At 58.4% G+C, this 21,908-nt stretch carries 25 protein-coding genes; 16 read left to right on the forward strand and 9 right to left on the reverse strand.

The features are described from left to right. Positions 1–467: 467 nt before the first annotated feature. Together HCU66_RS13135 and HCU66_RS13140 are read right to left on the reverse strand one after the other, a co-directional pair. On the reverse strand, positions 468–1,688 hold the full coding sequence (locus tag HCU66_RS13135) for a CaiB/BaiF CoA transferase family protein (protein WP_205888893.1): 1,221 nt from the start codon (positions 1,686–1,688) through the stop codon (positions 468–470). 13 nt (positions 1,689–1,701) lie between these two features. Then, positions 1,702–2,883, reverse strand: a complete 1,182-nt coding sequence (locus HCU66_RS13140) for an acyl-CoA dehydrogenase (RefSeq protein WP_205888894.1) — start codon at positions 2,881–2,883, stop codon at positions 1,702–1,704. Between the two features lie 157 nt (positions 2,884–3,040). On the opposite strand from HCU66_RS13140, the gene HCU66_RS13145 reads away from it, so the two are divergent. From HCU66_RS13145 to HCU66_RS13190, 10 genes are all read left to right on the forward strand, one after another. Beyond that, positions 3,041–3,940 carry a LysR family transcriptional regulator gene (locus tag HCU66_RS13145; RefSeq protein ID WP_205888895.1) on the forward strand — a complete coding sequence of 300 codons (900 nt, stop codon included), beginning with the start codon at positions 3,041–3,043 and terminating at the stop codon, positions 3,938–3,940. 433 nt (positions 3,941–4,373) lie between these two features. Beyond that, positions 4,374–5,495: a Re/Si-specific NAD(P)(+) transhydrogenase subunit alpha gene (locus HCU66_RS13150; protein WP_205888896.1), complete on the forward strand. Its 1,122-nt coding sequence runs from the start codon at positions 4,374–4,376 to the stop codon at positions 5,493–5,495. Between the two features lie 15 nt (positions 5,496–5,510). Next, on the forward strand, positions 5,511–5,834 hold the full coding sequence (locus HCU66_RS13155; protein ID WP_003187010.1) for an NAD(P) transhydrogenase subunit alpha part 2: 324 nt from the start codon (positions 5,511–5,513) through the stop codon (positions 5,832–5,834). Continuing rightward, positions 5,834–7,267, forward strand: a complete 1,434-nt coding sequence (locus HCU66_RS13160; RefSeq protein ID WP_205888897.1) for an NAD(P)(+) transhydrogenase (Re/Si-specific) subunit beta — start codon at positions 5,834–5,836, stop codon at positions 7,265–7,267. The genes HCU66_RS13155 and HCU66_RS13160 overlap by 1 nt, the downstream gene beginning before the upstream one ends. Before the next feature lie 188 nt (positions 7,268–7,455). Continuing rightward, complete coding sequence (locus tag HCU66_RS13165; protein WP_205888898.1) at positions 7,456–8,949, forward strand: acetyl-CoA hydrolase/transferase family protein; 1,494 nt, start codon at positions 7,456–7,458, stop codon at positions 8,947–8,949. Between the two features lie 325 nt (positions 8,950–9,274). Next, on the forward strand, positions 9,275–9,490 hold the full coding sequence (locus HCU66_RS13170; protein ID WP_008018491.1) for a DUF1127 domain-containing protein: 216 nt from the start codon (positions 9,275–9,277) through the stop codon (positions 9,488–9,490). 319 nt (positions 9,491–9,809) lie between these two features. After that, positions 9,810–10,127 carry a DUF2388 domain-containing protein gene (locus HCU66_RS13175; RefSeq protein ID WP_105342757.1) on the forward strand — a complete coding sequence of 106 codons (318 nt, stop codon included), beginning with the start codon at positions 9,810–9,812 and terminating at the stop codon, positions 10,125–10,127. Between the two features lie 107 nt (positions 10,128–10,234). Continuing rightward, on the forward strand, positions 10,235–10,552 hold the full coding sequence (locus HCU66_RS13180) for a DUF2388 domain-containing protein (protein ID WP_205888899.1): 318 nt from the start codon (positions 10,235–10,237) through the stop codon (positions 10,550–10,552). Positions 10,553–10,580: 28 nt separating this feature from the next. Further along, positions 10,581–10,901: a DUF2388 domain-containing protein gene (locus tag HCU66_RS13185; protein ID WP_205888900.1), complete on the forward strand. Its 321-nt coding sequence runs from the start codon at positions 10,581–10,583 to the stop codon at positions 10,899–10,901. Beyond that, positions 10,898–12,859, forward strand: a complete 1,962-nt coding sequence (locus tag HCU66_RS13190) for a DUF7844 domain-containing protein (protein WP_205888901.1) — start codon at positions 10,898–10,900, stop codon at positions 12,857–12,859. Before HCU66_RS13185 ends, HCU66_RS13190 begins: the two co-directional genes overlap by 4 nt. Positions 12,860–12,944: 85 nt before the next feature. Here the strand turns inward: HCU66_RS13190 and trpA are convergent, their stop codons facing one another. Next, positions 12,945–13,757: a tryptophan synthase subunit alpha gene (gene trpA, locus HCU66_RS13195; RefSeq protein WP_205888902.1), complete on the reverse strand. Its 813-nt coding sequence runs from the start codon at positions 13,755–13,757 to the stop codon at positions 12,945–12,947. After that, on the reverse strand, positions 13,757–14,977 hold the full coding sequence (gene trpB, locus HCU66_RS13200) for a tryptophan synthase subunit beta (protein ID WP_205888903.1): 1,221 nt from the start codon (positions 14,975–14,977) through the stop codon (positions 13,757–13,759). Before trpB ends, trpA begins: the two co-directional genes overlap by 1 nt. A 113-nt stretch (positions 14,978–15,090) precedes the next feature. On the opposite strand from trpB, the gene HCU66_RS13205 reads away from it, so the two are divergent. Continuing rightward, positions 15,091–15,984: a LysR family transcriptional regulator gene (locus HCU66_RS13205; RefSeq protein WP_205888904.1), complete on the forward strand. Its 894-nt coding sequence runs from the start codon at positions 15,091–15,093 to the stop codon at positions 15,982–15,984. Here the strand turns inward: HCU66_RS13205 and HCU66_RS13210 are convergent. Then, positions 15,981–16,307, reverse strand: a complete 327-nt coding sequence (locus tag HCU66_RS13210; protein WP_205888905.1) for an ElaB/YgaM/YqjD family protein — start codon at positions 16,305–16,307, stop codon at positions 15,981–15,983. The genes HCU66_RS13205 and HCU66_RS13210 overlap by 4 nt on opposite strands. A gap of 156 nt (positions 16,308–16,463) precedes the next feature. On the opposite strand from HCU66_RS13210, the gene HCU66_RS13215 reads away from it, so the two are divergent. Further along, entirely contained in the window at positions 16,464–16,679 is a 216-nt protein-coding gene (locus HCU66_RS13215) for a dodecin (protein ID WP_007940746.1), read from the forward strand. A gap of 130 nt (positions 16,680–16,809) precedes the next feature. Further along, positions 16,810–17,034 (forward strand): DUF1161 domain-containing protein, encoded by a 225-nt coding sequence (locus HCU66_RS13220; RefSeq protein WP_205888906.1) that lies wholly within the window; start codon positions 16,810–16,812, stop codon positions 17,032–17,034. Positions 17,035–17,095: 61 nt separating this feature from the next. Here the strand turns inward: HCU66_RS13220 and HCU66_RS13225 are convergent, their stop codons facing one another. After that, positions 17,096–18,097: an LLM class flavin-dependent oxidoreductase gene (locus HCU66_RS13225; RefSeq protein WP_205888907.1), complete on the reverse strand. Its 1,002-nt coding sequence runs from the start codon at positions 18,095–18,097 to the stop codon at positions 17,096–17,098. A 239-nt stretch (positions 18,098–18,336) separates the two neighbouring features. Here HCU66_RS13225 and HCU66_RS13230 point away from each other — a divergent pair, with 239 nt between their 5' ends. Together HCU66_RS13230 and HCU66_RS13235 are read left to right on the forward strand one after the other, a co-directional pair. Continuing rightward, positions 18,337–18,768: an OsmC family protein gene (locus HCU66_RS13230; RefSeq protein WP_007940742.1), complete on the forward strand. Its 432-nt coding sequence runs from the start codon at positions 18,337–18,339 to the stop codon at positions 18,766–18,768. Positions 18,769–18,935: 167 nt separating this feature from the next. Further along, the gene (locus HCU66_RS13235; protein WP_205888908.1) at positions 18,936–19,169 is read left to right on the forward strand and encodes a DUF1161 domain-containing protein; all 234 of its coding nucleotides are present in this window, start codon (positions 18,936–18,938) and stop codon (positions 19,167–19,169) included. A gap of 6 nt (positions 19,170–19,175) precedes the next feature. Here HCU66_RS13235 and HCU66_RS13240 read toward each other — a convergent pair whose 3' ends face one another. Both HCU66_RS13240 and HCU66_RS13245 read right to left on the reverse strand, forming a co-directional pair. Continuing rightward, positions 19,176–19,595: a PA0061/PA0062 family lipoprotein gene (locus tag HCU66_RS13240; RefSeq protein WP_205888909.1), complete on the reverse strand. Its 420-nt coding sequence runs from the start codon at positions 19,593–19,595 to the stop codon at positions 19,176–19,178. Positions 19,596–19,635: 40 nt separating this feature from the next. Continuing rightward, positions 19,636–20,052, reverse strand: a complete 417-nt coding sequence (locus HCU66_RS13245) for a PA0061/PA0062 family lipoprotein (RefSeq protein ID WP_205888910.1) — start codon at positions 20,050–20,052, stop codon at positions 19,636–19,638. Between the two features lie 59 nt (positions 20,053–20,111). Between HCU66_RS13245 and HCU66_RS13250 the strand changes: the two genes are divergently transcribed. Continuing rightward, positions 20,112–21,203: an aminopeptidase gene (locus HCU66_RS13250; protein WP_205888911.1), complete on the forward strand. Its 1,092-nt coding sequence runs from the start codon at positions 20,112–20,114 to the stop codon at positions 21,201–21,203. Positions 21,204–21,242: 39 nt separating this feature from the next. Here the strand turns inward: HCU66_RS13250 and HCU66_RS13255 are convergent, their stop codons facing one another. Then, on the reverse strand, positions 21,243–21,893 hold the full coding sequence (locus tag HCU66_RS13255) for an HAD family hydrolase (protein ID WP_205888912.1): 651 nt from the start codon (positions 21,891–21,893) through the stop codon (positions 21,243–21,245). Positions 21,894–21,908 lie beyond the last annotated feature (15 nt).

Here is a 21,908-nt window from a genome sequence, read left to right on the forward strand (position 1 = left end):
TTCGTCTCAACCGAGGCGCGCATTCTACAGCAGCCTCTGTTGCTGTCAAGCGGTTATTTTCAGAAGTTTTCAAAGTTTCCTTTTCAACTTCAACCACTTGCGCTTCCGATCTCTCGTTAGCGGGAGGCGAATTCTACAGCGTTAGTCGCTGCTGTCAACACCTCTTTTTCTCCGCTTTCGACCGAGAAGATCGAACCGTCAATAAGGCGACAACACCCTGCCTTACCAACTCCTTCTGGGCCTCGATAACCTGAAGCAACTCGCTGCCGAAAACTGCGTAACTCATTGAATCTCAAGGAGTTTTCCGTTTCGACTGCGCCGGAAGTGGGGCGAATTATAGACGTCCAGAATCTGCCGTCAACCTCTAATTTGGCTTTTCTATCAATAGCTTGCAAAAAGCCGGGAAACCGCCCGTTTTCCGTCTATATGGGAGAGCAGAAACCACTTCCTCTATATAGACGAAGACTTCAGAGCACCCCCGCCTCTTTGAAAGCAGCGACTGCGCCGGCATCCAGACCCAATATCCGCTGAAGAACCTCCAGCGTGTGCTCACCCAATAGAGGCGGCGCGCTACGGTATTCCACCGGCGTATCGGACAGGCGTATCGGGCTCGCAACCTGCGGTACGATCCCGGCCAAAGCATGAGGCAGCTCAATAGCCAACCCACGAGCCTGAACCTGAGGATCGGCAAACACCTGAGCCAGATCATTGATCGGCCCACACGGCACGCCTGCCTGCTCCAGCTGCATCACCCATTCAGCAGTGGTCTTGAACACGGTCGCCTGGCGGATCAGCGGAATCAGTACCGCCCGATTCGCCACCCGCAACTTGTTGGTCGCAAAGCGCGGATCATCCGCCCACTGCGGTTGCCCGGCCACCTCCGCAAATTTGCGGAATTGCCCATCATTACCCACGGTGAGGATGAAGTCGCCATCGGCTGTAGGAAAGTCCTGATAAGGCACGATATTCGGATGGGCGTTGCCCAGGCGTTTAGGCGCAATGCCTGTAGTCAGGTAGTTCATCGCCTGGTTGGCCAGACACGCCACCTGAACGTCCAGCAATGCCATATCAATGTGCTGACCGCCACCGCCATGATCCCGATGAGCCAGCGCAGCCAGGATCGCTACCGTTGAATAGAGCCCAGTCAAAATGTCTGTCAGCGCCACGCCGACTTTCACCGGCCCCGCACCTTCATCTCCTTCGGGGCGACCGGTCAAACTCATCAGACCGCCCAACCCCTGGATCATGAAGTCATAACCCGCACGCTTGGCATACGGACCGGTCTGACCAAATCCGGTGATCGAGCAATAGATCAGCTTCGGATTGATCACCTTGAGCGACTCGTAGTCCAGCCCATAAGCCGCAAGACCACCGACCTTGAAGTTTTCGATGAGAATGTCCGACTTCGCCGCCAACTCACGCACCAACTGCTGCCCCTCTGGCCGCGTGAAGTCGATGGTCACCGATTGCTTGTTGCGGTTGGCGGACAAGTAATAGGCGGCCTCGCTGGTATTCTCGCCATAAGCGTCTTTAAGGAACGGAGGCCCCCAGGCGCGCGTGTCATCGCCATTGCCCGGACGCTCGACCTTGATGACTTCAGCGCCAAGGTCCGCCAGGATCTGCCCGGCCCAAGGCCCGGCAAGCACCCGCGACAAATCCAGTACTCGTAGATGCGAAAGCGCGCCCATGGCCGTTCTCCTATTAATAGAACGCCTGAATGCCGGTCTGCGCGCGACCGAGGATCAGCGCATGGACGTCATGCGTACCTTCATAGGTATTCACCACTTCCAGGTTGACCAGATGGCGAGCCACACCGAACTCATCGGAGATGCCGTTGCCACCCAGCATGTCACGCGCCATGCGGGCGATGTCGAGGGACTTGCCGCAGGAGTTGCGCTTCATTATCGAAGTGATCTCGACCGCAGCAGTACCTTCATCCTTCATACGTCCCAGACGCAGGCAGCCTTGCAGCGCCAGCGTGATTTCGGTCTGCATGTCGGCCAGCTTCTTCTGGATCAACTGAGTGGCGGCCAATGGACGACCAAACTGCTGACGATCCAGGGTGTACTGACGAGCGGTGTGCCAGCAGAACTCGGCAGCGCCCAGTGCGCCCCAGGAAATGCCATAACGTGCCGAGTTAAGGCAGGTAAAAGGGCCTTTCAAACCACGGACATCCGGGAAGATGTTCTCTTCAGGAACAAACACGTTGTCCATGACGATCTCGCCGGTGATGGATGCACGCAGGCCAACCTTGCCATGAATCGCCGGAGCGCTCAGACCTTTCCAGCCCTTCTCCAGTACAAAGCCGCGAATATCGCCCGCATCGTCCTTGGCCCAAACTACGAATACATCAGCGATCGGGCTGTTGGTGATCCACATCTTGCTGCCGGTGAGGCTGTAGCCACCTTCCACTTTGCGTGCACGAGTAATCATCGCGCCCGGATCGGAACCGTGGTTGGGCTCGGTCAGACCGAAGCAACCGATCCATTCACCCGAGGCCAGCTTTGGCAGGTATTTCTGCTTCTGTGCTTCGGTACCGAATTCGTTGATCGGAACCATGACCAGCGAGGACTGCACACTCATCATCGAGCGATAGCCGGAGTCGACACGCTCGACCTCACGGGCAATCAGGCCGTAGCTGACATAGTTCAGGCCGCTGCCACCGTATTGCTCAGGAATAGTCGCACCCAGCAGGCCCACTTCACCCATCTCACGGAAGATCGCCGGGTCGGTCTTCTCATGACGGAAAGCTTCAAGAACACGCGGCGCGAGCTTCTGCTGAGCGAATTGCTCGGCCGTGTCGCGAATCATGCGCTCTTCTTCAGTGAGCTGTTGATCCAGCAGCAGTGGATCGATCCAGTTGAAGCTAGCTTTACCGCCCATGAGTGAGTCCTCTCGAATCGGGTCAAATAACGTGGGTTGATCCTAGGCCGGGTTCGGCGTCTCGGCAAACGAGGATTTTGCATACTGTTGTGCTAATTTCTCACTTCGAAACGTTGCAGAATCGACTTTATACGATGCATTAGTGAGGTTGACGTACATGCGCAGGAAGATCCCCAGCACAACAGCTCTGATCAGCTTTGAAGCGGCAGCGCGCCACGAGAGCTTTACCAAGGCTGCCCAGGAGCTTTCTCTCACTCAGGGAGCGATTTGCCGACAGATTGCCAGTCTCGAAGAGTTCCTCAATGTCGAACTGTTCCGACGTTCGCGGCGCGGAGTGAAACTGACAGAAGCCGGGCTTTCCTACAGCCGCAGAGTGGCCACCCAACTCGACGCGGTTGAACGGGACACCTTGTCAGTGATGGGCCAGCAAGGCGCCAACGCGATCGAACTGGCGGTGGTTCCGACGTTCGGCACTCAATGGTTGCTGCCCCGGCTCAAGGACTTCCAGCACAAACACCCGGAGGTGACGGTCAACCTCACCAACCGTACGCGCCCCTTCCTGTTTGCCGACACCGACTTCGATGCCGCCATTTACTTCGGCGACGCCGACTGGCCGGGTACCGAATCCCACAGGCTAATGGGCGAAAATCCGATGCCGGTGTGCAGCCCCACGCTGCTGGGCCAAAAAACCAACCTGAGCCCCGGTGAAATCGCCGAGCTGCCCCTGTTGCAACAGACCACTCGCCCTTATGCCTGGCGCCAATGGTTCAACTCCCAGAACCTGAATATCCCGCGAGACATGACAGGACCGCGTTACGAGCTATTCTCCATGCTCGCCCAAGCGGCGATGCATGACATGGGGATCGCGCTGATTCCGCCATTCCTGATTCAGCGCGAGTTGGCGGAGAAGCGTCTGGTCATTGCCAATGCTCAAGCACTATCGAGCATCAAGGCTTACTACCTGATGATTCCTGATCGAAAGGTCGAATCAGCCTCTTTGAAGGCATTTCGCGATTGGCTGGTAAATCAGGCACATAGCTACAACCTAGAAGGATAAAGGCTCACACCAATTAGCTGACTCCGTAGTCAATAAAACAAAAGCACTACAGATATAAGTATTTGTCGCATATCGGAAGACTGTACTGAAAACAGCACAAACGTCCCACAAGCGTTTGAGTACGTGGCTTTGAGCCTCTATTGGCAAGCAATGACAACCTATTCACCGTGCAGATGTGTAAATTCTTGAATTTTGGCAAGAATCCTTAGAAGCCACGGCCTGCAAGGGATTTATCGGAGAGGTGCGACATTCGGTCACGGGGTGACTTGTAGTTAATTTTCCGTCACCCGTCATAATCCCTTGAAGGGCACAAAGTTCGCCTGCAAAATGCCGCGCCCCGCCCTGATTTGGCGGGATCGTGCTGATCGGCCGCCCCAGCCGCACCATCCGAAGTGCCTGGGTTTACTCAATAAGATCACGCAGGAGATTTGACGTGCACATTGGTGTTCCTCTCGAAACCCAGACGGGTGAAACACGGGTTGCTGCAACCCCGGAAACCATCAAGAAGCTGATCGGCCAGGGTCATAAGGTCACTGTTCAAAGCGGCGCCGGCATTAACGCCAGCGTTGTCGACAGTGCTTATGAAGCGGCAGGCGCAACCATTGGCAGCGCCAACGATGCGTTTGGTGCCGAGCTGATTCTCAAGGTGGTCGCCCCCAGCGACAGCGAACTGACGCTGATCAAGAGCGGCACCGTCGTGGTGGGCATGCTCAACCCGTTCAGCAATGAAACCATCGCCAAACTGGCCGAATGCGGCATTACCGCGTTTGCGCTGGAAGCTGCGCCACGCACCTCCCGCGCCCAGAGCCTGGATGTGCTGTCCTCCCAAGCGAACATCGCCGGTTACAAATCCGTGTTGCTGGCCGCTCACTACTATCCTCGCTTCATGCCGATGCTGATGACCGCCGCGGGCACCGTGAAAGCGGCGCGTGTGCTGATTCTCGGCGCTGGCGTAGCGGGTTTGCAGGCGATCGCAACGGCGAAACGTCTGGGTGCGGTGATCGAAGCCTCCGACGTGCGTCCTGCGGTAAAGGAACAAATCGAATCCCTGGGGGCGAAATTCGTCGATGTGCCGTACGAAACCGATGAAGAGCGCGAATGCGCCGTCGGTGTCGGCGGTTACGCGCGCCCCATGCCGGCCAGCTGGATGCAGCGTCAGGCCCTGGCCGTGCACGAACGCGCCAAGCAGGCTGACATCGTCATCACCACGGCCCTGATCCCGGGCCGCAAGGCGCCGACACTGTTGAGTGCCGAAACCGTGGCGCAGATGAAGCCAGGCTCGGTGGTCATCGACCTCGCGGCAGCGCAGGGCGGCAACTGCCCGCTGACCGTGGCCGATCAGGTGGTCGTCGAGAATGGCGTGACCATTTGCGGCCCGACCAATCTGGCCGGTGCGGTGGCGGCAGATGCTTCGGCGCTGTACGCACGCAACCTGCTGGACTTCCTGAAGCTGGTCTTCAACAAGGAAGGCCAATTCGAAGTAAACCTCGAAGACGACATCGTCGCCGCGTGCCTGATGTGCCGCGACGGCCAAGTCATCCGCAAAAACGCCTAAGCAGGGATTCAGACGATGGAAGAGCTTATCTCCCCCGGTATCTACAACCTGATCATCTTCGTGCTGGCAATTTATGTCGGTTATCACGTGGTCTGGAACGTTACACCTGCACTACACACGCCGTTGATGGCGGTAACCAACGCCATTTCGGCGATTGTGATCGTCGGCGCCATGCTGGCGGCAGCTTTGACCGTGACCCCACTGGGTAAGACCATGGGCACCCTGGCGGTGGCTCTGGCGGCCGTGAACGTGTTCGGTGGTTTCCTCGTGACTCGCAGAATGCTTGAGATGTTCAAGAAAAAAGCCCCGAAAGCCGTAAAAGAAGAGGCGCCCAAGTAATGAGCATGAATCTGGTAACGACGCTGTACCTGATCGCGTCGATCTGCTTCATCCAGGCCCTCAAAGGCCTGTCGCACCCGACCACATCTCGGCGCGGCAACGTCTACGGCATGCTCGGCATGGCCCTGGCGATCATCACCACGGTCGGCCTCATTTATAAGCTGGGGGCAGAGCTGGCGACTGCCGGCATCGGTTACGTCATCGTGGGTCTGCTGGTCGGCGGCACTGCCGGGTCGATCATGGCCAAGCGCGTTGAAATGACCAAGATGCCGGAACTGGTCGCCTTCATGCACAGCATGATCGGTATGGCCGCCGTGTTCATCGCCATCGCCGCCGTGGTCGAGCCGCAGTCGCTGGGCATCGTTAAACAGTTGGGGGATTCGATCCCGGCGGGCAACCGTCTGGAGCTGTTCCTCGGCGCAGCCATCGGTGCAATCACCTTCTCCGGTTCGGTGATCGCGTTCGGCAAGTTGTCGGGCAAGTACAGGTTCCGCCTGTTCCAGGGCGCACCGGTACAGTTCAGCGGTCAGCACAAACTGAACCTGTTGCTGGGTCTGGCGACGCTGGCATTGGGCGTCACCTTCATGCTGACCGGCAACTTCAGCGCATTCGCTCTGATGCTGGTCCTGGCCTTCGTGATGGGCGTGCTGATCATCATCCCGATCGGCGGTGCCGACATGCCTGTCGTGGTGTCGATGCTCAACAGCTACTCCGGCTGGGCCGCAGCGGGTATCGGCTTCTCGCTGAACAACTCGATGCTGATCATCGCTGGCTCGTTGGTGGGTTCGTCCGGTGCGATCCTCTCGTACATCATGTGCAAGGCGATGAACCGTTCGTTCTTCAACGTGCTGCTCGGCGGCTTCGGCAACACTGCGGATGCTGGCCCGGCAGGCTCCAAAGAAGCCCGGCCGGTGAAATCCGGTTCGGCTGATGACGCCACCTTCCTGCTGACCAACGCCGACACCGTGATCATCGTTCCAGGTTATGGCCTGGCAGTGGCTCGCGCGCAGCACGCCTTGAAAGAGCTGACCGAGAAGCTGAACCATCGCGGCGTGACCGTGAAGTATGCGATTCACCCGGTCGCTGGCCGGATGCCTGGCCACATGAACGTATTGCTGGCCGAGGCTGAAGTGCCTTACGACCAGGTGTTCGAGATGGAAGACATCAACTCCGAGTTCGGTCAGGCCGACGTGGTGCTGGTGCTCGGCGCCAACGACGTAGTGAACCCGGCGGCCAAGAACGACCCGAAATCGCCGATTGCCGGCATGCCGATTCTCGAAGCATTCAAGGCCAAGACCATCATCGTCAACAAGCGCTCGATGGCCAGCGGCTATGCCGGCCTGGACAACGAACTGTTCTATCTGGACAAGACCATGATGGTTTTCGGCGACGCCAAGAAAGTCATCGAAGACATGGTTAAAGCCGTCGAGTAATAACCTTCGGCAACTTGAACGCCCCGACTCGTCGGGGCGTTTTTGTTTGCGTCTATTACCGTTCCTGCAACGGTGTTTTACCTGAAAGCAGCGCAATAGACGCCTCGAATGCGACCTTGGTAGCGGGACGGGCACCGCCCAAATTCACTAGACTGCACACCTTGCTTCCGTTGCCCGAGATAACAATCATGTACCGTGACCGTATTCGCTTGCCTTCATTGTTGGACAAGGTGATGAGCGCCGCCGACGCTGCCGCTCTGATTCAGGACGGCATGACCGTCGGCATGAGCGGCTTTACCCGAGCCGGCGAAGCCAAGGCCGTGCCCCATGCGCTGGCCGAGCGCGCCAAGGTCGCGCCGCTGAAAATCAGCCTGATGACCGGCGCCAGCCTGGGCAACGACCTCGACAAACAGCTGACTGAAGCCGGCGTACTGTCACGACGCATGCCGTTCCAGGTGGATAGCACCCTGCGCAAGGCGATCAATGCCGGCGAAGTCATGTTCATCGACCAGCACCTGTCGGAAACCGTAGAGCAACTGCGCAACCAGCAACTCAAGCTGCCGGACATCGCGGTAATCGAAGCCGTGGCGATCACCGAGCAAGGCCATATCGTGCCAACCACCTCGGTAGGGAACTCGGCCAGCTTCGCGATTTTCGCCAAGCACGTGATCGTCGAGATCAACCTGGCTCACAATCCGAATCTTGAAGGCCTTCACGACATCTATATCCCGACCTACCGCCCGACCCGAACGCCTATTCCACTGGTGAAGGTCGATGATCGTATCGGCAGTACCGCCATCCCGATCCCACCGGAAAAAATCGTCGCGATCGTGATCACTGATCAGTCCGACTCGCCGTCCACTGTACTGCCGCCGGATAGCGACACCCAGGCCATCGCGGATCACCTGATCGACTTCTTCAAGCAAGAAGTGGCTGCCGGGCGCATGACCAACAAGCTCGGCCCGCTGCAAGCCGGTATCGGCAGCATCGCCAACGCAGTGATGTGCGGCTTGATCGACTCGCCGTTCGAAGACCTGACCATGTACTCCGAAGTGCTGCAGGATTCGACTTTCGATCTGATCGACGCCGGAAAACTGAGCTTTGCTTCGGGCAGTTCTATCACCCTGTCGAGCCGGCGCAATACCGATGTATTCGGGAATCTGGAGCGTTATAAGGACAAGCTGGTGCTGCGCCCCCAGGAAATCTCCAATCACCCCGAAGTGGTGCGGCGCCTGGGCATCATCGGCATCAACACCGCGCTGGAGTTCGACCTGTACGGCAACGTCAATTCCACCCACGTCTGCGGCACGCGGATGATGAATGGCATCGGTGGTTCGGGCGACTTTGCGCGCAATGCGCACCTGGCGATCTTTGTCACCAAGTCGATTGCCAAGGGCGGGGCAATTTCCAGTGTGGTGCCTATGGTCAGCCACGTCGACCACACAGAACATGACGTCGACATTCTCGTGACGGAGATCGGCCTGGCCGACCTCCGTGGCCTGGCGCCGCGCGAGCGTGCCCGCGTCATCATCGACAACTGTGTTCACCCGGACTATCGCCCGGCCTTGAATGATTACTTCACCGCTGCTTGTGCAGTGGGTGGACACACCCCGCACATCCTGCGCGATGCACTGAGCTGGCACATGAACCTGGAAGAAACCGGGCGCATGCTCGCGGTGTAATTGATATGGATAACAGCTGACGCAAACACAGTTTCGTCAGCTCGCTCTGACAACACCCAACTTCGCAAAAAACTGTACTGCTGTACCGGTCTTTTCCTACCGTAATTACCCACCTTTTCCAGCCAAACATCCAAAAACGCACCACTACGGTGCGCATAGGTACAGTTGCCTCAAATTAGACCAGTACACCATCGTTTAACAGTTAACTGGTCTCTCACAATACAGGTGAACTGTATCTACAGAGACTGGCCAAACAAGAGGATCATTGGCATCAGTCAAAGTTAAACCACTACCTAATCCCGCCATAAGCGGAAGGATGTCAACCATGGAACGTACACTCAGTTCCGAGCTGTTCTTCGAAGATACTGCTGCAAAAACCCAGGCTTCCCTGCCTCTGCGCGTTATCGCCAACCTGATGCTGTGGCAGCGCCGCATTACCAGCCGCCATCAACTGGCTCGTCTGGATTCGCGTCTGCTGGCTGACGCCGGGATTAGCGAAGCACAACGCTACGAAGAGCTGAGCAAGCCGTTCTGGCGCTAAGTCAGCGTCGCTGGCTCTGATCCCAACGGGTCCACCGCCAGCAACCCGAATTGAACAAACAGAACCCGTCGTGGGAAACCACGACGGGTTTTGTCGTTTTGGAGCTTCATATTTGGGCTTGTGCCGCCAAGCGGTACAGTTTTATCAAAAAGAAAAATTACCATCACAGTTTAAATACGTTATTTCTCTTCATTAACAGACGGGACTGTTCTAACTGATGTGCACAGGCCTAATATCCAGAAAGAACGTGGCGAGCGCTTTACGACAGGCATCTGATCCTGCGCCACCTCTCAATCGGTCCATCCAAAGGAGCTATTTCATGTCTCGTCTTCGTCTGCTCAGCGCTGCCGCCCTGCTTGCCATGGCTGCCAATGCCCACGCCACCAGCTTTATCGTGACCACCGACTCCATCGTGGGTGGCCTGAAGGCCTCCTCCGACGCGACTTCGGATGTCTCATCCTCCTTTCGCGACGACAAAATCGTCCGTGCTGCCCGTGACGACGCGGCCAGCTTCGTTGCCAGTGAAGGTGCCATCCGCGGCGTGAAACTGGAAAGCGCACTCGACCATATCCGCCAACAGGCTCCACAACTGAATGCGACTGACGCACAGCTGGCCCAGGCCATCCTGACGATCTAAACAACTGTGCTGAACCGGGACACGCCCGTCGTGTCCCATTGTTTCGGCGCTGGCTCTAGCCCGGGCATTGCGCTAGCCTTGGGGCTCGCTTTCAGCTATCGAGCCTCATGCGTTTTCTTTCAAGCCTGTTGATCACTCCGGTTTTTCTCGCGGCCTGCTGGTCGGGTTCGGCCCATGCCTTCGACGCTTTCAACCTGTCTACACAAGGCACCGTAGCCAGTGGTTACGCCAGCAGCATGGTGACCTCCGCGCCCTTCGACCACAAACGGCTGATCGCCGCCCGGGATGACGCTGCAGCGTTCATTGCCAGTGACGGCCAACTGCGAGGCGCGCAACTGGAGTCCGCCTTGATCTACCTACACCGGATCCAGCCAAAACTTCATGCCAGCGACCTTGAACTGGCGCAGGCAATTCTCGTCCAATAGTTATCCCTTGTTTCTCCGGAGTCATTCCATGCGTAGCCCGCTGATTGCTGCCACCCTTGGCCTGCTGTTATTGGCCGACGTGGCCCAGGCGCACACCCTGGTAGCCACCAGTAACATCATCATTCGTGCCTCCCAGCGCTCGCTTGATTTCACTTCCGATACCACCACGTCCATCCGCGATTCGAAGATCGTCCGTGAAGCCCACGACGATGCGGCCAGTTTCGTCGCCAGCGAGGGTGAAATCCGCGGTGCACACCTGGAAGCGGCCTTCGACACCTTGCGCACCCGCGTACCGGAAGCCCGCGACGCCAGTGATCAGGTTCTCGCCGAAGCCATCCTCGCACTGTGAAGTCACTAGGCGCCTGGTTGCTGGCCGGGGTTGTGTTGCTGCTTGGCAACACAGCTCAGGCCGGCCTGCAATTACGACTCAAGACCGACGGCCTGAGCCCCGCGCAACAGCAGGCCAGCCAGGCACTGCTCGATGAAGCCATGCAGGCGTTACCGCCGCGCTTCATCGAGCAACTGGACCGGCGCATCGACGTTGGCTGGACCGACGACATGCCGAGCGATGCCTACGGCCAGGCGTCGCTGGTGTCCGAGCTCGACCTGAATCGCAAGCTGCTCGCCAGCCTCACCGACGGCAGCGCCGCGACCCAAAAAACGTATCGCCCCCACGGCACCGTGCGCCGGGAAATGCTCGCCACGGTGCTGCACGAACTCACCCATATTTATGACCGCGCGCACCTGTGGCCAGACGCCGAGCGCACGCTGATCCAGCGCTGCACGCAACGCAACAGCAGCTCCGGTCCGATCGGCATCCCGGATCAATGCCGCGGGCAGACGGCGCGACGCTGGACCCTCAGCGATGACCCTCGCCTGCTGGATCTGGCCGGCTGGCCGCAATACGTCGGTCGGCGCGGTGAACGTGAACAGCACAACCGGCAGATTGCCCGCAGTCCGGACATCTACGAGACGAGCAGCCCGAAGGAGTTCGTCGCGGTCAACATGGAGTACTTTCTCCTGGACTCAAGCTACGCCTGCCGCCGCCCTGCACTGTACCGCTACTACAAAGAACACTTCGGCTGGGCACCCGCCGCCAAGGATGCGTGCGCCCAATCATTCGCCTTCCTCAATGCCGGTAACGACTTCGCCAAGCAACCCTTGGGTCAGGTCGATCCAGAGCGGGTTTACGCCGTCGACTATCTGCTGGCGGAAGCCAACCAGAACTGGGTCAGCCGCTGGGGCCACAGCATGCTGCGACTGGTGATCTGCGCACCAGGTCGGCCTCGCGGGCCGGATTGCCGTCTCGATCTGGATCAACATTTGGTGCTGTCCTACCGCGCCTTCGTCGGTGACGTACAGCTGTCGAGCTGGGATGGGCTGGTGGGCAAATACCCATCGCGTTTGTTTGTCCTGCCGCTGGCCCAGGTGATCGACGAATACACCAAGACCGAACTGCGCAGCCTGGCCTCAGTGCCGCTGAACCTGTCGCGCAGCGAGATCGAAGACGTGGTGGAGCACGCTGCCGAGATGCACTGGAGTTACGATGGCAATTACTTCTTCCTGTCCAACAACTGTGCAGTGGAAAGCCTGAAACTTCTGCGCAGTGGCAGCAATAATGCGCAACTGACAGGGCTCGACAGCATCATGCCCAACGGCTTGCTGGAAGTGCTCAAGGGGCGCGGGCTGGCGGACACCAGCGTACTGGATGATCCCCGCGAAGCGTTACGCCTGGGCTATCGCTTCGACTCCTTCCGCGAGCGTTATCAAGCGATGTTCGAAGTGCTGAAGAAGCATTTGCCGATCAAGCAAGCAAAGGTTGAAGACTGGCTGGCATTGAAAGCTGATGAGCGCCGCAAATGGATTGACCAGGCTGATCTGCGCACCAGCGCGGCATTGCTGTTGCTGGAGCAGGCCAGTTTCCGTCAGCAGATGGTGCTGGCCCAGGACGAAGTGAAACAACGCTATCTGGGCGCTCAGGAATTGAACAACGGCAGCATGGATAAGGCCAATGCGACCTTGAAGCAGATTCTCGCCAACAGCGGCTTCCTCAGCCGCCCGGCCGAACTGCTCGGCACCGGTGGCTACGGTTTGCCGCAGCCGAATGAATGGACACGCCTGGAGTCGGAAAGCAGCCTGCGCCAGAAGCAGCTTCAAGTGCTGACCGGGGATCTCGATAAAGAAGTCAGAGCCCTGCTCGAACCAAGCCGAGCCGCGGAAATGGCCGCCAATGAAGCCAACCTGAAACAGGTTGGCGAACATCTGAGGAAGTTGCACAAGGCAGCGGGCGGATTGGAGTTGCCCTGAAAGCAAAAGGGCTTCAGAACGTAGTCCTGAAGCCCTCGGTCTTGCTGTTTAGTCTGTGTCGCGAGGCGCTAATTCCTCCTTACCTTCAGCTGACCCGCGCTTTACGCACGCCGTCGGACAAGGCCGCACACAGGCTGAGTACGCCCTCTACAGCCTGATCCGGCGTTGAGGCATTAGCGATGTGATCGATCAATGCCGAGCCCACCACCACACCATCGGCCAGACGCGCGATAGACGCTGCCTGCTCCGGTGTACGAATACCGAAGCCGATGCTGATCGGCAGATCGGTATGGCGACGCAGACGGGTGACGGCCTCTTCGACATGTTCCAGAGTCGCCGCCCCCGCACCGGTCACACCCGCCACCGACACGTAGTAAACAAAACCGGAGCTGCCGTTCAGAACGGTCGGCAGACGCGCGTCGTCAGTCGTCGGCGTGGTCAGACGGATGAAGTCCAGGCCCGCCGCCTGTGCCGGGTCGCACAATTCAGCGTTATGCTCCGGCGGCATGTCGACCACGATCAGGCCATCGACACCGGCTTCTTTGGCCTCAGCAATGAAACGCGGCACGCCGTACATGTGAATCGGGTTGAAGTAACCCATCAGCACCAGCGGCGTCTCGCTGTTGCCTTCGCGGAACTCGCGAACCATTTGCAGGGTTTTCGCCAGGTTCTGTTTGGCGCCCAAGGCACGAATGTTAGCCAGCTGGATCGCCGGGCCGTCGGCCATCGGATCGGTGAAGGGCATGCCCAACTCGATCACGTCAGCGCCAGCACCGGGCAAACCTTTGAGGATCGCCAGGGACGTATCGTAGCTCGGGTCACCGGCGGTCACGAAAGTCACCAGGGCGGCGCGGTTCTGTTCCTTGAGTTCGGCAAAACACGTTTGCAGGCGGCTCATTAGTGTTTCTCCTGCTTGGACTGTTCCATATGGTGCATCACGGTTTGCATGTCTTTGTCGCCACGGCCGGACAGGTTGACCACCATCAGGTGATCTTTGGGCAGGGTCGGTGCGCGCTTGAACACTTCGGCCAAGGCATGGGCGCTTTCCAGTGCAGGAATAATCCCTTCCAGGCGGCAGCATTTGTGGAAGGCGTCGAGAGCTTCATCGTCGGTCACCGAGGTGTACTGGACGCGGCCAATGTCATGCAACCAGGCGTGCTCAGGGCCGATGCCCGGATAATCGAGGCCCGCGGAAATCGAGTGCGCGTCGATGATCTGGCCGTCGTCGTCCTGCAACAGGAACGTACGGTTGCCGTGCAGCACGCCCGGTACGCCACCGTTCAGGCTGGCCGCGTGCTTGCCGGTTTCGATGCCGTAGCCGGCCGCTTCGACGCCAATGATCTCAACGCTCTTGTCGTCGAGGAACGGGTGGAACAAGCCCATGGCATTGGAACCACCGCCGATACACGCCACCAGGCTGTCTGGCAGACGACCTTCCTGGGCTTGCATCTGCTCACGGGTTTCTTTGCCGATAACGGCCTGGAAGTCGCGAACCATGGCTGGATAAGGGTGCGGGCCGGCCACGGTGCCGATCAGGTAGAAGGTGCTGTCGACGTTGGTGACCCAGTCACGCAGGGCCTCGTTCATCGCGTCTTTCAGGGTGCCGGTGCCGGCGACTACCGGGATCACTTCGGCGCCGAGCAGCTTCATGCGGAACACGTTGGCCTGCTGGCGCTCGATGTCGGTGGTGCCCATGTAGATCACGCAGTCCAGACCGAAACGCGCGGCCACGGTGGCGGTTGCCACACCGTGCATGCCGGCGCCGGTCTCGGCGATGATGCGTTTCTTGCCCATGCGTCGTGCCAGCAGGATCTGGCCGATGCAGTTGTTGATCTTGTGTGCGCCGGTATGGTTCAGCTCTTCGCGCTTGAGGTAAATCTTCGCGCCGCCGCAGAACTCTGTCAGACGCTCGGCGAAATACAGCGGGCTTGGACGTCCGACGTAATCACGCTGGAAGTAGGCCAATTCTTCTTTGAAAGCCGGATCTTCCTTGGCCGCTTCGTATTCGCGGGCCAGATCGAGGATCAACGGCATCAGGGTTTCGGCGACGTAGCGGCCACCGAACGCGCCGAAGAGGCCGTTGGCGTCGGGGCCGTTGCGCAGATTAGTCTGGGTCATGGGTCGCTCCAGTTGTATTTCGAGAGGTGACGATGGGGTTCACTCTACCCCTGACATCCCACGCTGAAAACCGATAAGATCGCCGCAACCTGTCAGGAAAACTCACAGATATCATGAGCCATGACCTTCCCCCGCTGAACGCTCTTCGCGCCTTCGAAGCCACTGCCCGCCTGAACAGCGTCAGTCAGGCTGCCGAACAGCTGCACGTCACTCATGGCGCGGTCAGCCGGCAACTCAAGGTGCTGGAAGAACACCTTGGCGTGAGTCTGTTCATCAAGGATGGCCGCGGCCTGAAACTCACAGATGCCGGCGTTCGTTTACGCGATGCCAGCGGTGAAGCCTTCGAGCGTTTGCGCAGTGTTTGCGCCGAATTGACCCAAAGCACCGCCGATGCGCCGTTCGTGCTCGGCTGTTCGGGCAGCCTGCTGGCGCGCTGGTTCATTCCGCGTCTGGGGCGGCTAAACGCGGACCTGCCGGATCTGCGCTTGCACCTGTCGGCTGGCGAAGGCGATCTCGATCCACGGCGGCCCGGTCTGGATGCCCTGCTGGTGTTTGCCGAGCCGCCATGGCCGGCGGACATGCAGGTCTACGAATTGGCCAGTGAACGAATCGGCCCGGTGATGAGCCCACGATTCGCCGGGTACGAAAGGCTGCAAGGGGCACCGGCAAGCGCACTGTTGACCGAACCCTTGCTGCACACCACCTCACGCCCGCAAGCCTGGCCGAGCTGGGCACAGCAAAGCGGCCTCGATGACAAGACGCTGAAGTACGGTCAGGGTTTCGAGCATTTGTATTATTTGCTGGAAGCCGCAGTGGCCGGGCTCGGTGTGGCGATTGCGCCTGAGCCGCTGGTGGCCGAAGACTTGAAGGCCGGCCGCCTGGTTGCGCCGTGGGGTTTCTGTGAAACCCCGGCGCAACTGGCGCTGTGGCTACCCAAGCGCGCCGCAGACGGGCGCGCCCGGCAGTTGGCGCAGTGGCTTAAAAACGAACTGCACCAGACACCTTAATGACCGCGCTTGAACAATAAGTAGGCGGCGAGCAAGCCCAACGCACCGACGGCGACACCGGCTGTAGTCCAAGGGTGTTCCTGGGCGTAGTCACGGGTCGCGATCCCGGTTTCACGGGTTTTGACCTTGACCTCTTCATAGGCATCGGCGAGCAGATGGCGTGAGTGTTTCAGCGCGTTCTCGGCGTTGCTTTTCAGCGTTTTAAGGGTTCTACGCGACTCGTCCGAGGCGTCGTCCTTCAGGCTTTCCAACGATTTCAACAGACTCTCGATCTCGGCTTCCATGCTTTGCAATGAGGCTTTGCGTAACGACGTGTTGGCCATGGTGGCTCTCCTGCATTGTTGATGAGTGACGTGTGTTGATTGGGACTTCAGGGGTTCGAGAAAGTGCAGTAAATCTGATTGTCACTACGGATTGGTCGACAGAAGAAATACGAAAAATCGCTGCTAGGCTGTAGTTCACACCTCAAGGAGAACGCCATGACTGACCATCACACTTACAAGAAAGTCGAACTGGTCGGCTCGTCCACCAGCAGCATTGAAGACGCCATCAACAACGCCCTGGCCGAAGCCAACAAAAGCCTCAAGTACATGGAATGGTTTGAAGTGACCGAAACCCGCGGGCATATCAAGGACGGCAAGGCAGCACACTTCCAGGTGACGCTCAAAGTCGGATTCCGGATTGCCAGTAGCTGAGTTTGGGCCAGTCTTCTGAACTTGCGCGTCGGCCGAATGCCATAGGAAACGGCAAAGCGCCACATGGTGAGCGCATCCGGTCGGTGGCTGGATGCCCTCCCTCTATTGATCCGACCAGGGAGTGCAACCCATGAAGAAGTTTATTCTGGCAGCAGGTTTGTTGAGCCTTGCGGGAACAGCCTTTGCCCAGGGCAAGCCGTGCGAAGAGCTGAAAGCCGAAATCGCAGCAAAACTGGATGCCAAGGGCATCGCCAATTACACACTGGAGATCGTGGATAAAGGGACTGCCGCTGACGGAAAAGTCGTCGGCATCTGCGAAAAGGGCTCCAAGCAAATCGTCTACAAGCAGGGCTGACCGCTCTCGAGAATGAAAAAGCCGACGCAGTGGTGTCGGCTTTTTTGTGGGTGCTTGAACGTCAGCCCTTCATGACCTGCGCCAGCAGCTCATAGGAGCGCACGCGATCGGCATGTTCGTACAGGTCACAGGTAAAAATCAGCTCATCCGCCTGGGTCTGTTCGATCAGCACCTCAAGCTTGGCGCGGATTTTCTGCGGGCTGCCGACCATGGCCAACCCCAGGAAATCACCCACCGCTTCTTTCTCATGGGGCAGCCACAGCCCGTCCATGGTCTTCACGGGTGGGCGTTGCACCAGGCTCTGGCCACGCATCAACGCAAGAATCCGCTGGTAGACCGAAGTTGCCAGATAATCGGCCTGCTCATCGGTGTCTGCGGCCACCAGCGGCACACCAAGCATCACGTAAGGTTTATCCAACACCGTTGAAGGCTTGAAGTGGTTGCGATAGACGCGAATCGCCTCATGCATGAAACGCGGTGCGAAATGTGAGGCGAAGGCGTAGGGCAAACCGCGCTCACCAGCCAGTTGTGCACTGAACAGGCTCGAACCCAGCAACCAGACCGGGACATTGGTGCCGGTACCCGGCATGGCAATGATCCGCTGATCCGGCGTGCGTGGGCCGAGGTAGCGCATCAACTCGGCCACGTCTTGCGGGAAGTCGTCGGCGCTGCCGGAGCGTTCACGACGCAAGGCGCGGGCGGTCATCTGATCAGAGCCAGGTGCGCGCCCCAGTCCCAGGTCGATCCGGCCTGGATACAGACTTTCAAGGGTACCGAACTGCTCGGCGATCACCAGCGGCGCGTGATTGGGCAGCATCACACCGCCCGAGCCGACACGAATGGTCGAAGTGCCGCCGGCCAGATACCCCAGCAAAACCGAGGTCGCCGAACTGGCGATCCCGTCCATGTTGTGGTGTTCGGCGACCCAGAAGCGGTTATAGCCAAATTTTTCGACGTGCTGCGCCAGATCCAGGGAATTGCGCAGGGACTGGGCCGCACTGCCGTTCTCTCGCACGGGCACCAGATCGAGGGTCGAAAACTTGATCTCAGACAGTCGTTTCATAAACCTGCTTCTCCAATGGGTAAGCAGGTTCTTTCACGAACGAAAACCTGCCGAGTCTATAAGCGTGTTCTCTGCAATGAGGGCATATACCCGAGTTTCAATAGGAGAGACAAAATTCCTACGCAATTAGAGGACCGATCAGATGAGGTGAACTTTGCCCGACGGTCTATCCTCAGAACCCTGGTAACCGAAAAACCACGAAGGCGCGACGTTTAGCGCCGGATTTTGAGGAGGTAGACATGGCTATCACAAAGAAAGCATCGGCTCATTGGGAAGGTGATCTGAAGACCGGCATCGGCTCGATTTCCACGGAGACCGGTGTACTCAGAGAAGCGCCCTACGGCTTCAAGGCCCGTTTCGAAGGCGGTAAAGGCACCAACCCGGAAGAGCTGATCGGCGCGGCCCACGCAGGCTGTTTCTCCATGGCGTTTTCAATGATTCTCGGCGAGGCCGGCCTCAAGGCCGACAGCATCGACACCAATGCCGAAGTCACTCTGGACCAGGTAGACGGGGGTTTTGCAATCACCGCAGTGAAACTGATCCTCAAGGCGAAAATCCCCGGGGCGACCCAGGCGCAATTCGAGGAACTGAGTAACAAGGCCAAAGAGGGCTGCCCGGTGTCCAAGGTGCTGAATGCGAAAATCAGCCTGGATGCGACGTTGGTCAGCTAAACCGATAAAAGATCGCAGCCTTCGACACAGGTCACTCGATTCATGTAGCTGCTGAAAGCTGCGATCTTTTTTTAACGGTGACAAACCCGATTGGCAAAACTGTGGTCGAATAAATGACAGCAGCTTCAGCGCATCACCGTGCGCGCTGCCTCAAGGGAGCTTCAACCATGAAACGTTTTGCCTTGGCGGTTATCTGTTGCACGCTGGCCACATCGGCCCTCGCTCAACCGAAATCCTGTGAGGAACTCAAGGCCGAGATCGAAGCCAAGATCCAGGCTAACAACGTCTCGTCCTACACCCTGGAAATCGTCACCAACGACGAAGTACATGATCAGAACATGGTGGTCGGCACGTGCGAAAACGGCACGAAGAAAATCATCTACCAAAAAAATGACAGTTGATTCGCCTCATATGACGCAGTTGCTCTGCCAATCTTCAGCGACGATCTCCCGCTTGGCGTTGTACAGCCGGGCGCTGGGGGTGAACGCCAGGGAGCGAGCTTCCAGCAGATAACGCTGGCCGGCCTCGAAATGGTCGTACTTGATGCTCAGGTAGCACAACCGCTCCAGCGGAGCGTTCATCAAGCCCGAGCCCCCGCCGTAGACCTCAAAATCGAAGCGCACTCTCAGCTCATGGCTACCCGGAGTGACCTGAAAGTAACGCCCGTCGCTCAACCGCTGGTTGTCCAGCCGATCGGCCATCAACAGTTTCCCGCCGGGGCTCGGCGTAGCAAAGTCGATCCAGGCCATCTGCGGATCGACCGCCGGCAACGGACTCGCGCAGCCGACAAAGGCACCTGCAGCGAGTAACAGCAACAACCTGCGCATGATCAATATCCCAAGGACTGGTCATTCAGCATAGCGCCGATCAGGTGCGTTGGCAGCCCGCCGGCTTGCCCTGTCCAATCACTTTTCGCTGCTGATCATAGAGCTTTGCCCATGGCCGAAAGCCGATATTCCCCGCTTGCAGCTGATACCGCTGACCAGCGTTGAAGTCCTTGAATTTCACATTCAACCGGCAATCGCGCCACAACGGCTCGGCATCGGGACCAATGTTGGTCGGCTGGACCGCGAACAAGTAGCGAACCTTCAGCTCATGGCTGCCGGGCTGTACCTCGAAGTAACGCTTGTCGATGGAAGCCTTGTTATCGACTTCCAGCGCTTGCAGCGCGGTGTCTTCCTGCCGTGAATCCAGATCGATCCAGGCCTGCGAAGGATCAGGGGTGGGCAATCCGGCACAACCGGCCAGCATCAGCAGGCCTCCCGTCAGCATCAACTTGCGCATAGCGGAGCTCCAATAGGCGGGATAGTCTTGCGGGCAGACTTTCCAGGGATTTTTTTATTTTGATCAGGCCGTGTCCAAGCCTTGGGTTACTTGATCGCGTTTTACGCATTTTGTTTCCGGGTGCGATTCTTTTGTTGCTCAACGGCTGCGCGAGCGTCAGCTATTACGGCCAGTTGGCCAGTGGTCAGCTGCACTTGCTGCGGGCTCGGGAGCCGGTTGCCAAAGTGATTGCCGATCCCGGCCGCGATCAGCAATTGCGCGCGCATCTGGCCCAATCACAAAAGGCCCGGACATTCGCCAGCCAACACCTGCATCTGCCGGACAACCAGAGCTACCGCTTGTACGCCGACATCGGCCGGCCGTTTGTAGTCTGGAATGTTTTTGCCACGCCGGAGTTTTCGCTCAAGCCGCAAAACCATTGCTTCCCCATCGCTGGCTGCGTCGCCTATCGCGGGTTTTACAGCCAGAGCGCTGCCCGCGGTGAAGCCGCGCTGCAGCGCTTGCAAGGTATGGACGTGTCGATCGGCGGCGTCGAGGCTTATTCGACGCTCGGTTGGTTCAATGACCCGATTTTGAGCTCGATGATGGGTTGGGGCGACGAGCGGTTGGCCACGCTGATTTTCCATGAACTCGCCCATCAACGTTTTTATGTGAAAGACGACACTGAGTTCAACGAGTCCTTCGCCACCTTCGTCGAGCAGGAAGGCACTCGCCAATGGCGCGCATTCCAAGACCTGCCGCCGGATGATGGAGCGTTGGTGCGCCAGCGCGACCAGTTCATCCAGTTGATCCTGGACACCCGCACCAGGCTCGAACGGCTATATGCCCTGCCGCTTTCTGCTGAGCAAATGCGCGAGCGAAAAGCGGCAGAGTTCGAACAATTGCGCCGTGAATACTCGACGCTGCGCGACCGCCAATGGGCTGGCAACAAACGTTATGACGCCTGGATCAATGCCCCGATGAACAATGCCCGATTGCTGCCGTTTGGTTTGTATGACCAATGGGTGCCGGCGTTTGCAGCGTTGTTCAAGCAGGTCGATGGGGATTGGGTGAAGTTTTATGCAGCGGTGGAGCAGTTGGGCGCGTTGCCGGTTGGGGAGCGTAAGGCGGCGTTGAAAGCGTTGACGGGATCGACGAGTTCCGGTGGCTGAGCAGACCTATTCGCGGGCAAGCCCGCGAAAGCGCACTGATCAACGCGGCAAAAACGCCTGATGCAACTCATCCAGCGTCTCGAAGTGATACGCCGGTGCTTCGGCGCTCAACTCTTCCCGACTGCCAAACCCATACCCCACTGCCGCAGCATCCAGCCCGTTGCTGCGAGCACCGATCAGATCGTGTTTACGGTCGCCAATCATCAGCGTATCGGCCGGATCCAGGCCTTCTTCGGCCATCAAGTGCGCAATCAGCTCGACCTTGTTGGTCCGCGTGCCATCCAGCTCACTGCCGTAAATCACTTTGAAATGTTTGGCGAAGTCGAAGTGCCGGGCGATTTCCCGGGCGAAAACCCATGGCTTGGAGGTCGCGATGTACAGCTGTCGCCCTTGCCCACCGAGGGTTTCCAGCAGCGGCGTAACCCCATCGAACACCCGGTTTTCATACAGACCGGTGACCTTGAAGCGCTCACGATAGAAGTTCACCGCGTCCCAGGCCTTAGGCTCGTCGAAGTCGTAGAACTGCATGAACGCCTGCAATAAGGGCGGACCGATGAAATGTTCGAGCCTGGTCAGGTCCGGTTCATCAATGCCCAATTTGCTCAGGGCGAACTGGATGGAACGGGTGATGCCTTCGCGCGGGTCGGTCAGCGTGCCATCGAGGTCGAACAGAACGGTTTGGTAATGCATGAAATTTCCTGAGCA

It is taken from the genome of Pseudomonas frederiksbergensis (assembly GCF_017114915.1).
Classification (GTDB): Bacteria; Pseudomonadota; Gammaproteobacteria; order Pseudomonadales; family Pseudomonadaceae; genus Aquipseudomonas; species Aquipseudomonas frederiksbergensis_I.

Coding starts and splice junctions, on each gene's coding strand:
- trpB (WP_205888903.1), bottom strand. CDS start 14,977: ATGACCCAGACTAATCTGCGCAACGGCCCCGACGCCAACGGCCTCTTC.
- HCU66_RS13215 (WP_007940746.1), top strand. CDS start 16,464: ATGACTGACCATCACACTTACAAGAAAGTCGAACTGGTCGGCTCGTCC.
- HCU66_RS13240 (WP_205888909.1), bottom strand. CDS start 19,595: ATGCGCAGGTTGTTGCTGTTACTCGCTGCAGGTGCCTTTGTCGGCTGC.
- HCU66_RS13175 (WP_105342757.1), top strand. CDS start 9,810: ATGTCTCGTCTTCGTCTGCTCAGCGCTGCCGCCCTGCTTGCCATGGCT.
- HCU66_RS13165 (WP_205888898.1), top strand. CDS start 7,456: ATGTACCGTGACCGTATTCGCTTGCCTTCATTGTTGGACAAGGTGATG.
- HCU66_RS13230 (WP_007940742.1), top strand. CDS start 18,337: ATGGCTATCACAAAGAAAGCATCGGCTCATTGGGAAGGTGATCTGAAG.
- HCU66_RS13155 (WP_003187010.1), top strand. CDS start 5,511: ATGGAAGAGCTTATCTCCCCCGGTATCTACAACCTGATCATCTTCGTG.
- HCU66_RS13255 (WP_205888912.1), bottom strand. CDS start 21,893: ATGCATTACCAAACCGTTCTGTTCGACCTCGATGGCACGCTGACCGAC.
- HCU66_RS13160 (WP_205888897.1), top strand. CDS start 5,834: ATGAGCATGAATCTGGTAACGACGCTGTACCTGATCGCGTCGATCTGC.
- HCU66_RS13170 (WP_008018491.1), top strand. CDS start 9,275: ATGGAACGTACACTCAGTTCCGAGCTGTTCTTCGAAGATACTGCTGCA.
- HCU66_RS13185 (WP_205888900.1), top strand. CDS start 10,581: ATGCGTAGCCCGCTGATTGCTGCCACCCTTGGCCTGCTGTTATTGGCC.
- HCU66_RS13210 (WP_205888905.1), bottom strand. CDS start 16,307: ATGGCCAACACGTCGTTACGCAAAGCCTCATTGCAAAGCATGGAAGCC.
- HCU66_RS13145 (WP_205888895.1), top strand. CDS start 3,041: ATGCGCAGGAAGATCCCCAGCACAACAGCTCTGATCAGCTTTGAAGCG.
- HCU66_RS13235 (WP_205888908.1), top strand. CDS start 18,936: ATGAAACGTTTTGCCTTGGCGGTTATCTGTTGCACGCTGGCCACATCG.
- HCU66_RS13220 (WP_205888906.1), top strand. CDS start 16,810: ATGAAGAAGTTTATTCTGGCAGCAGGTTTGTTGAGCCTTGCGGGAACA.
- HCU66_RS13245 (WP_205888910.1), bottom strand. CDS start 20,052: ATGCGCAAGTTGATGCTGACGGGAGGCCTGCTGATGCTGGCCGGTTGT.
- HCU66_RS13140 (WP_205888894.1), bottom strand. CDS start 2,883: ATGGGCGGTAAAGCTAGCTTCAACTGGATCGATCCACTGCTGCTGGAT.
- HCU66_RS13225 (WP_205888907.1), bottom strand. CDS start 18,097: ATGAAACGACTGTCTGAGATCAAGTTTTCGACCCTCGATCTGGTGCCC.
- HCU66_RS13135 (WP_205888893.1), bottom strand. CDS start 1,688: ATGGGCGCGCTTTCGCATCTACGAGTACTGGATTTGTCGCGGGTGCTT.
- HCU66_RS13180 (WP_205888899.1), top strand. CDS start 10,235: ATGCGTTTTCTTTCAAGCCTGTTGATCACTCCGGTTTTTCTCGCGGCC.
- HCU66_RS13205 (WP_205888904.1), top strand. CDS start 15,091: ATGAGCCATGACCTTCCCCCGCTGAACGCTCTTCGCGCCTTCGAAGCC.
- trpA (WP_205888902.1), bottom strand. CDS start 13,757: ATGAGCCGCCTGCAAACGTGTTTTGCCGAACTCAAGGAACAGAACCGC.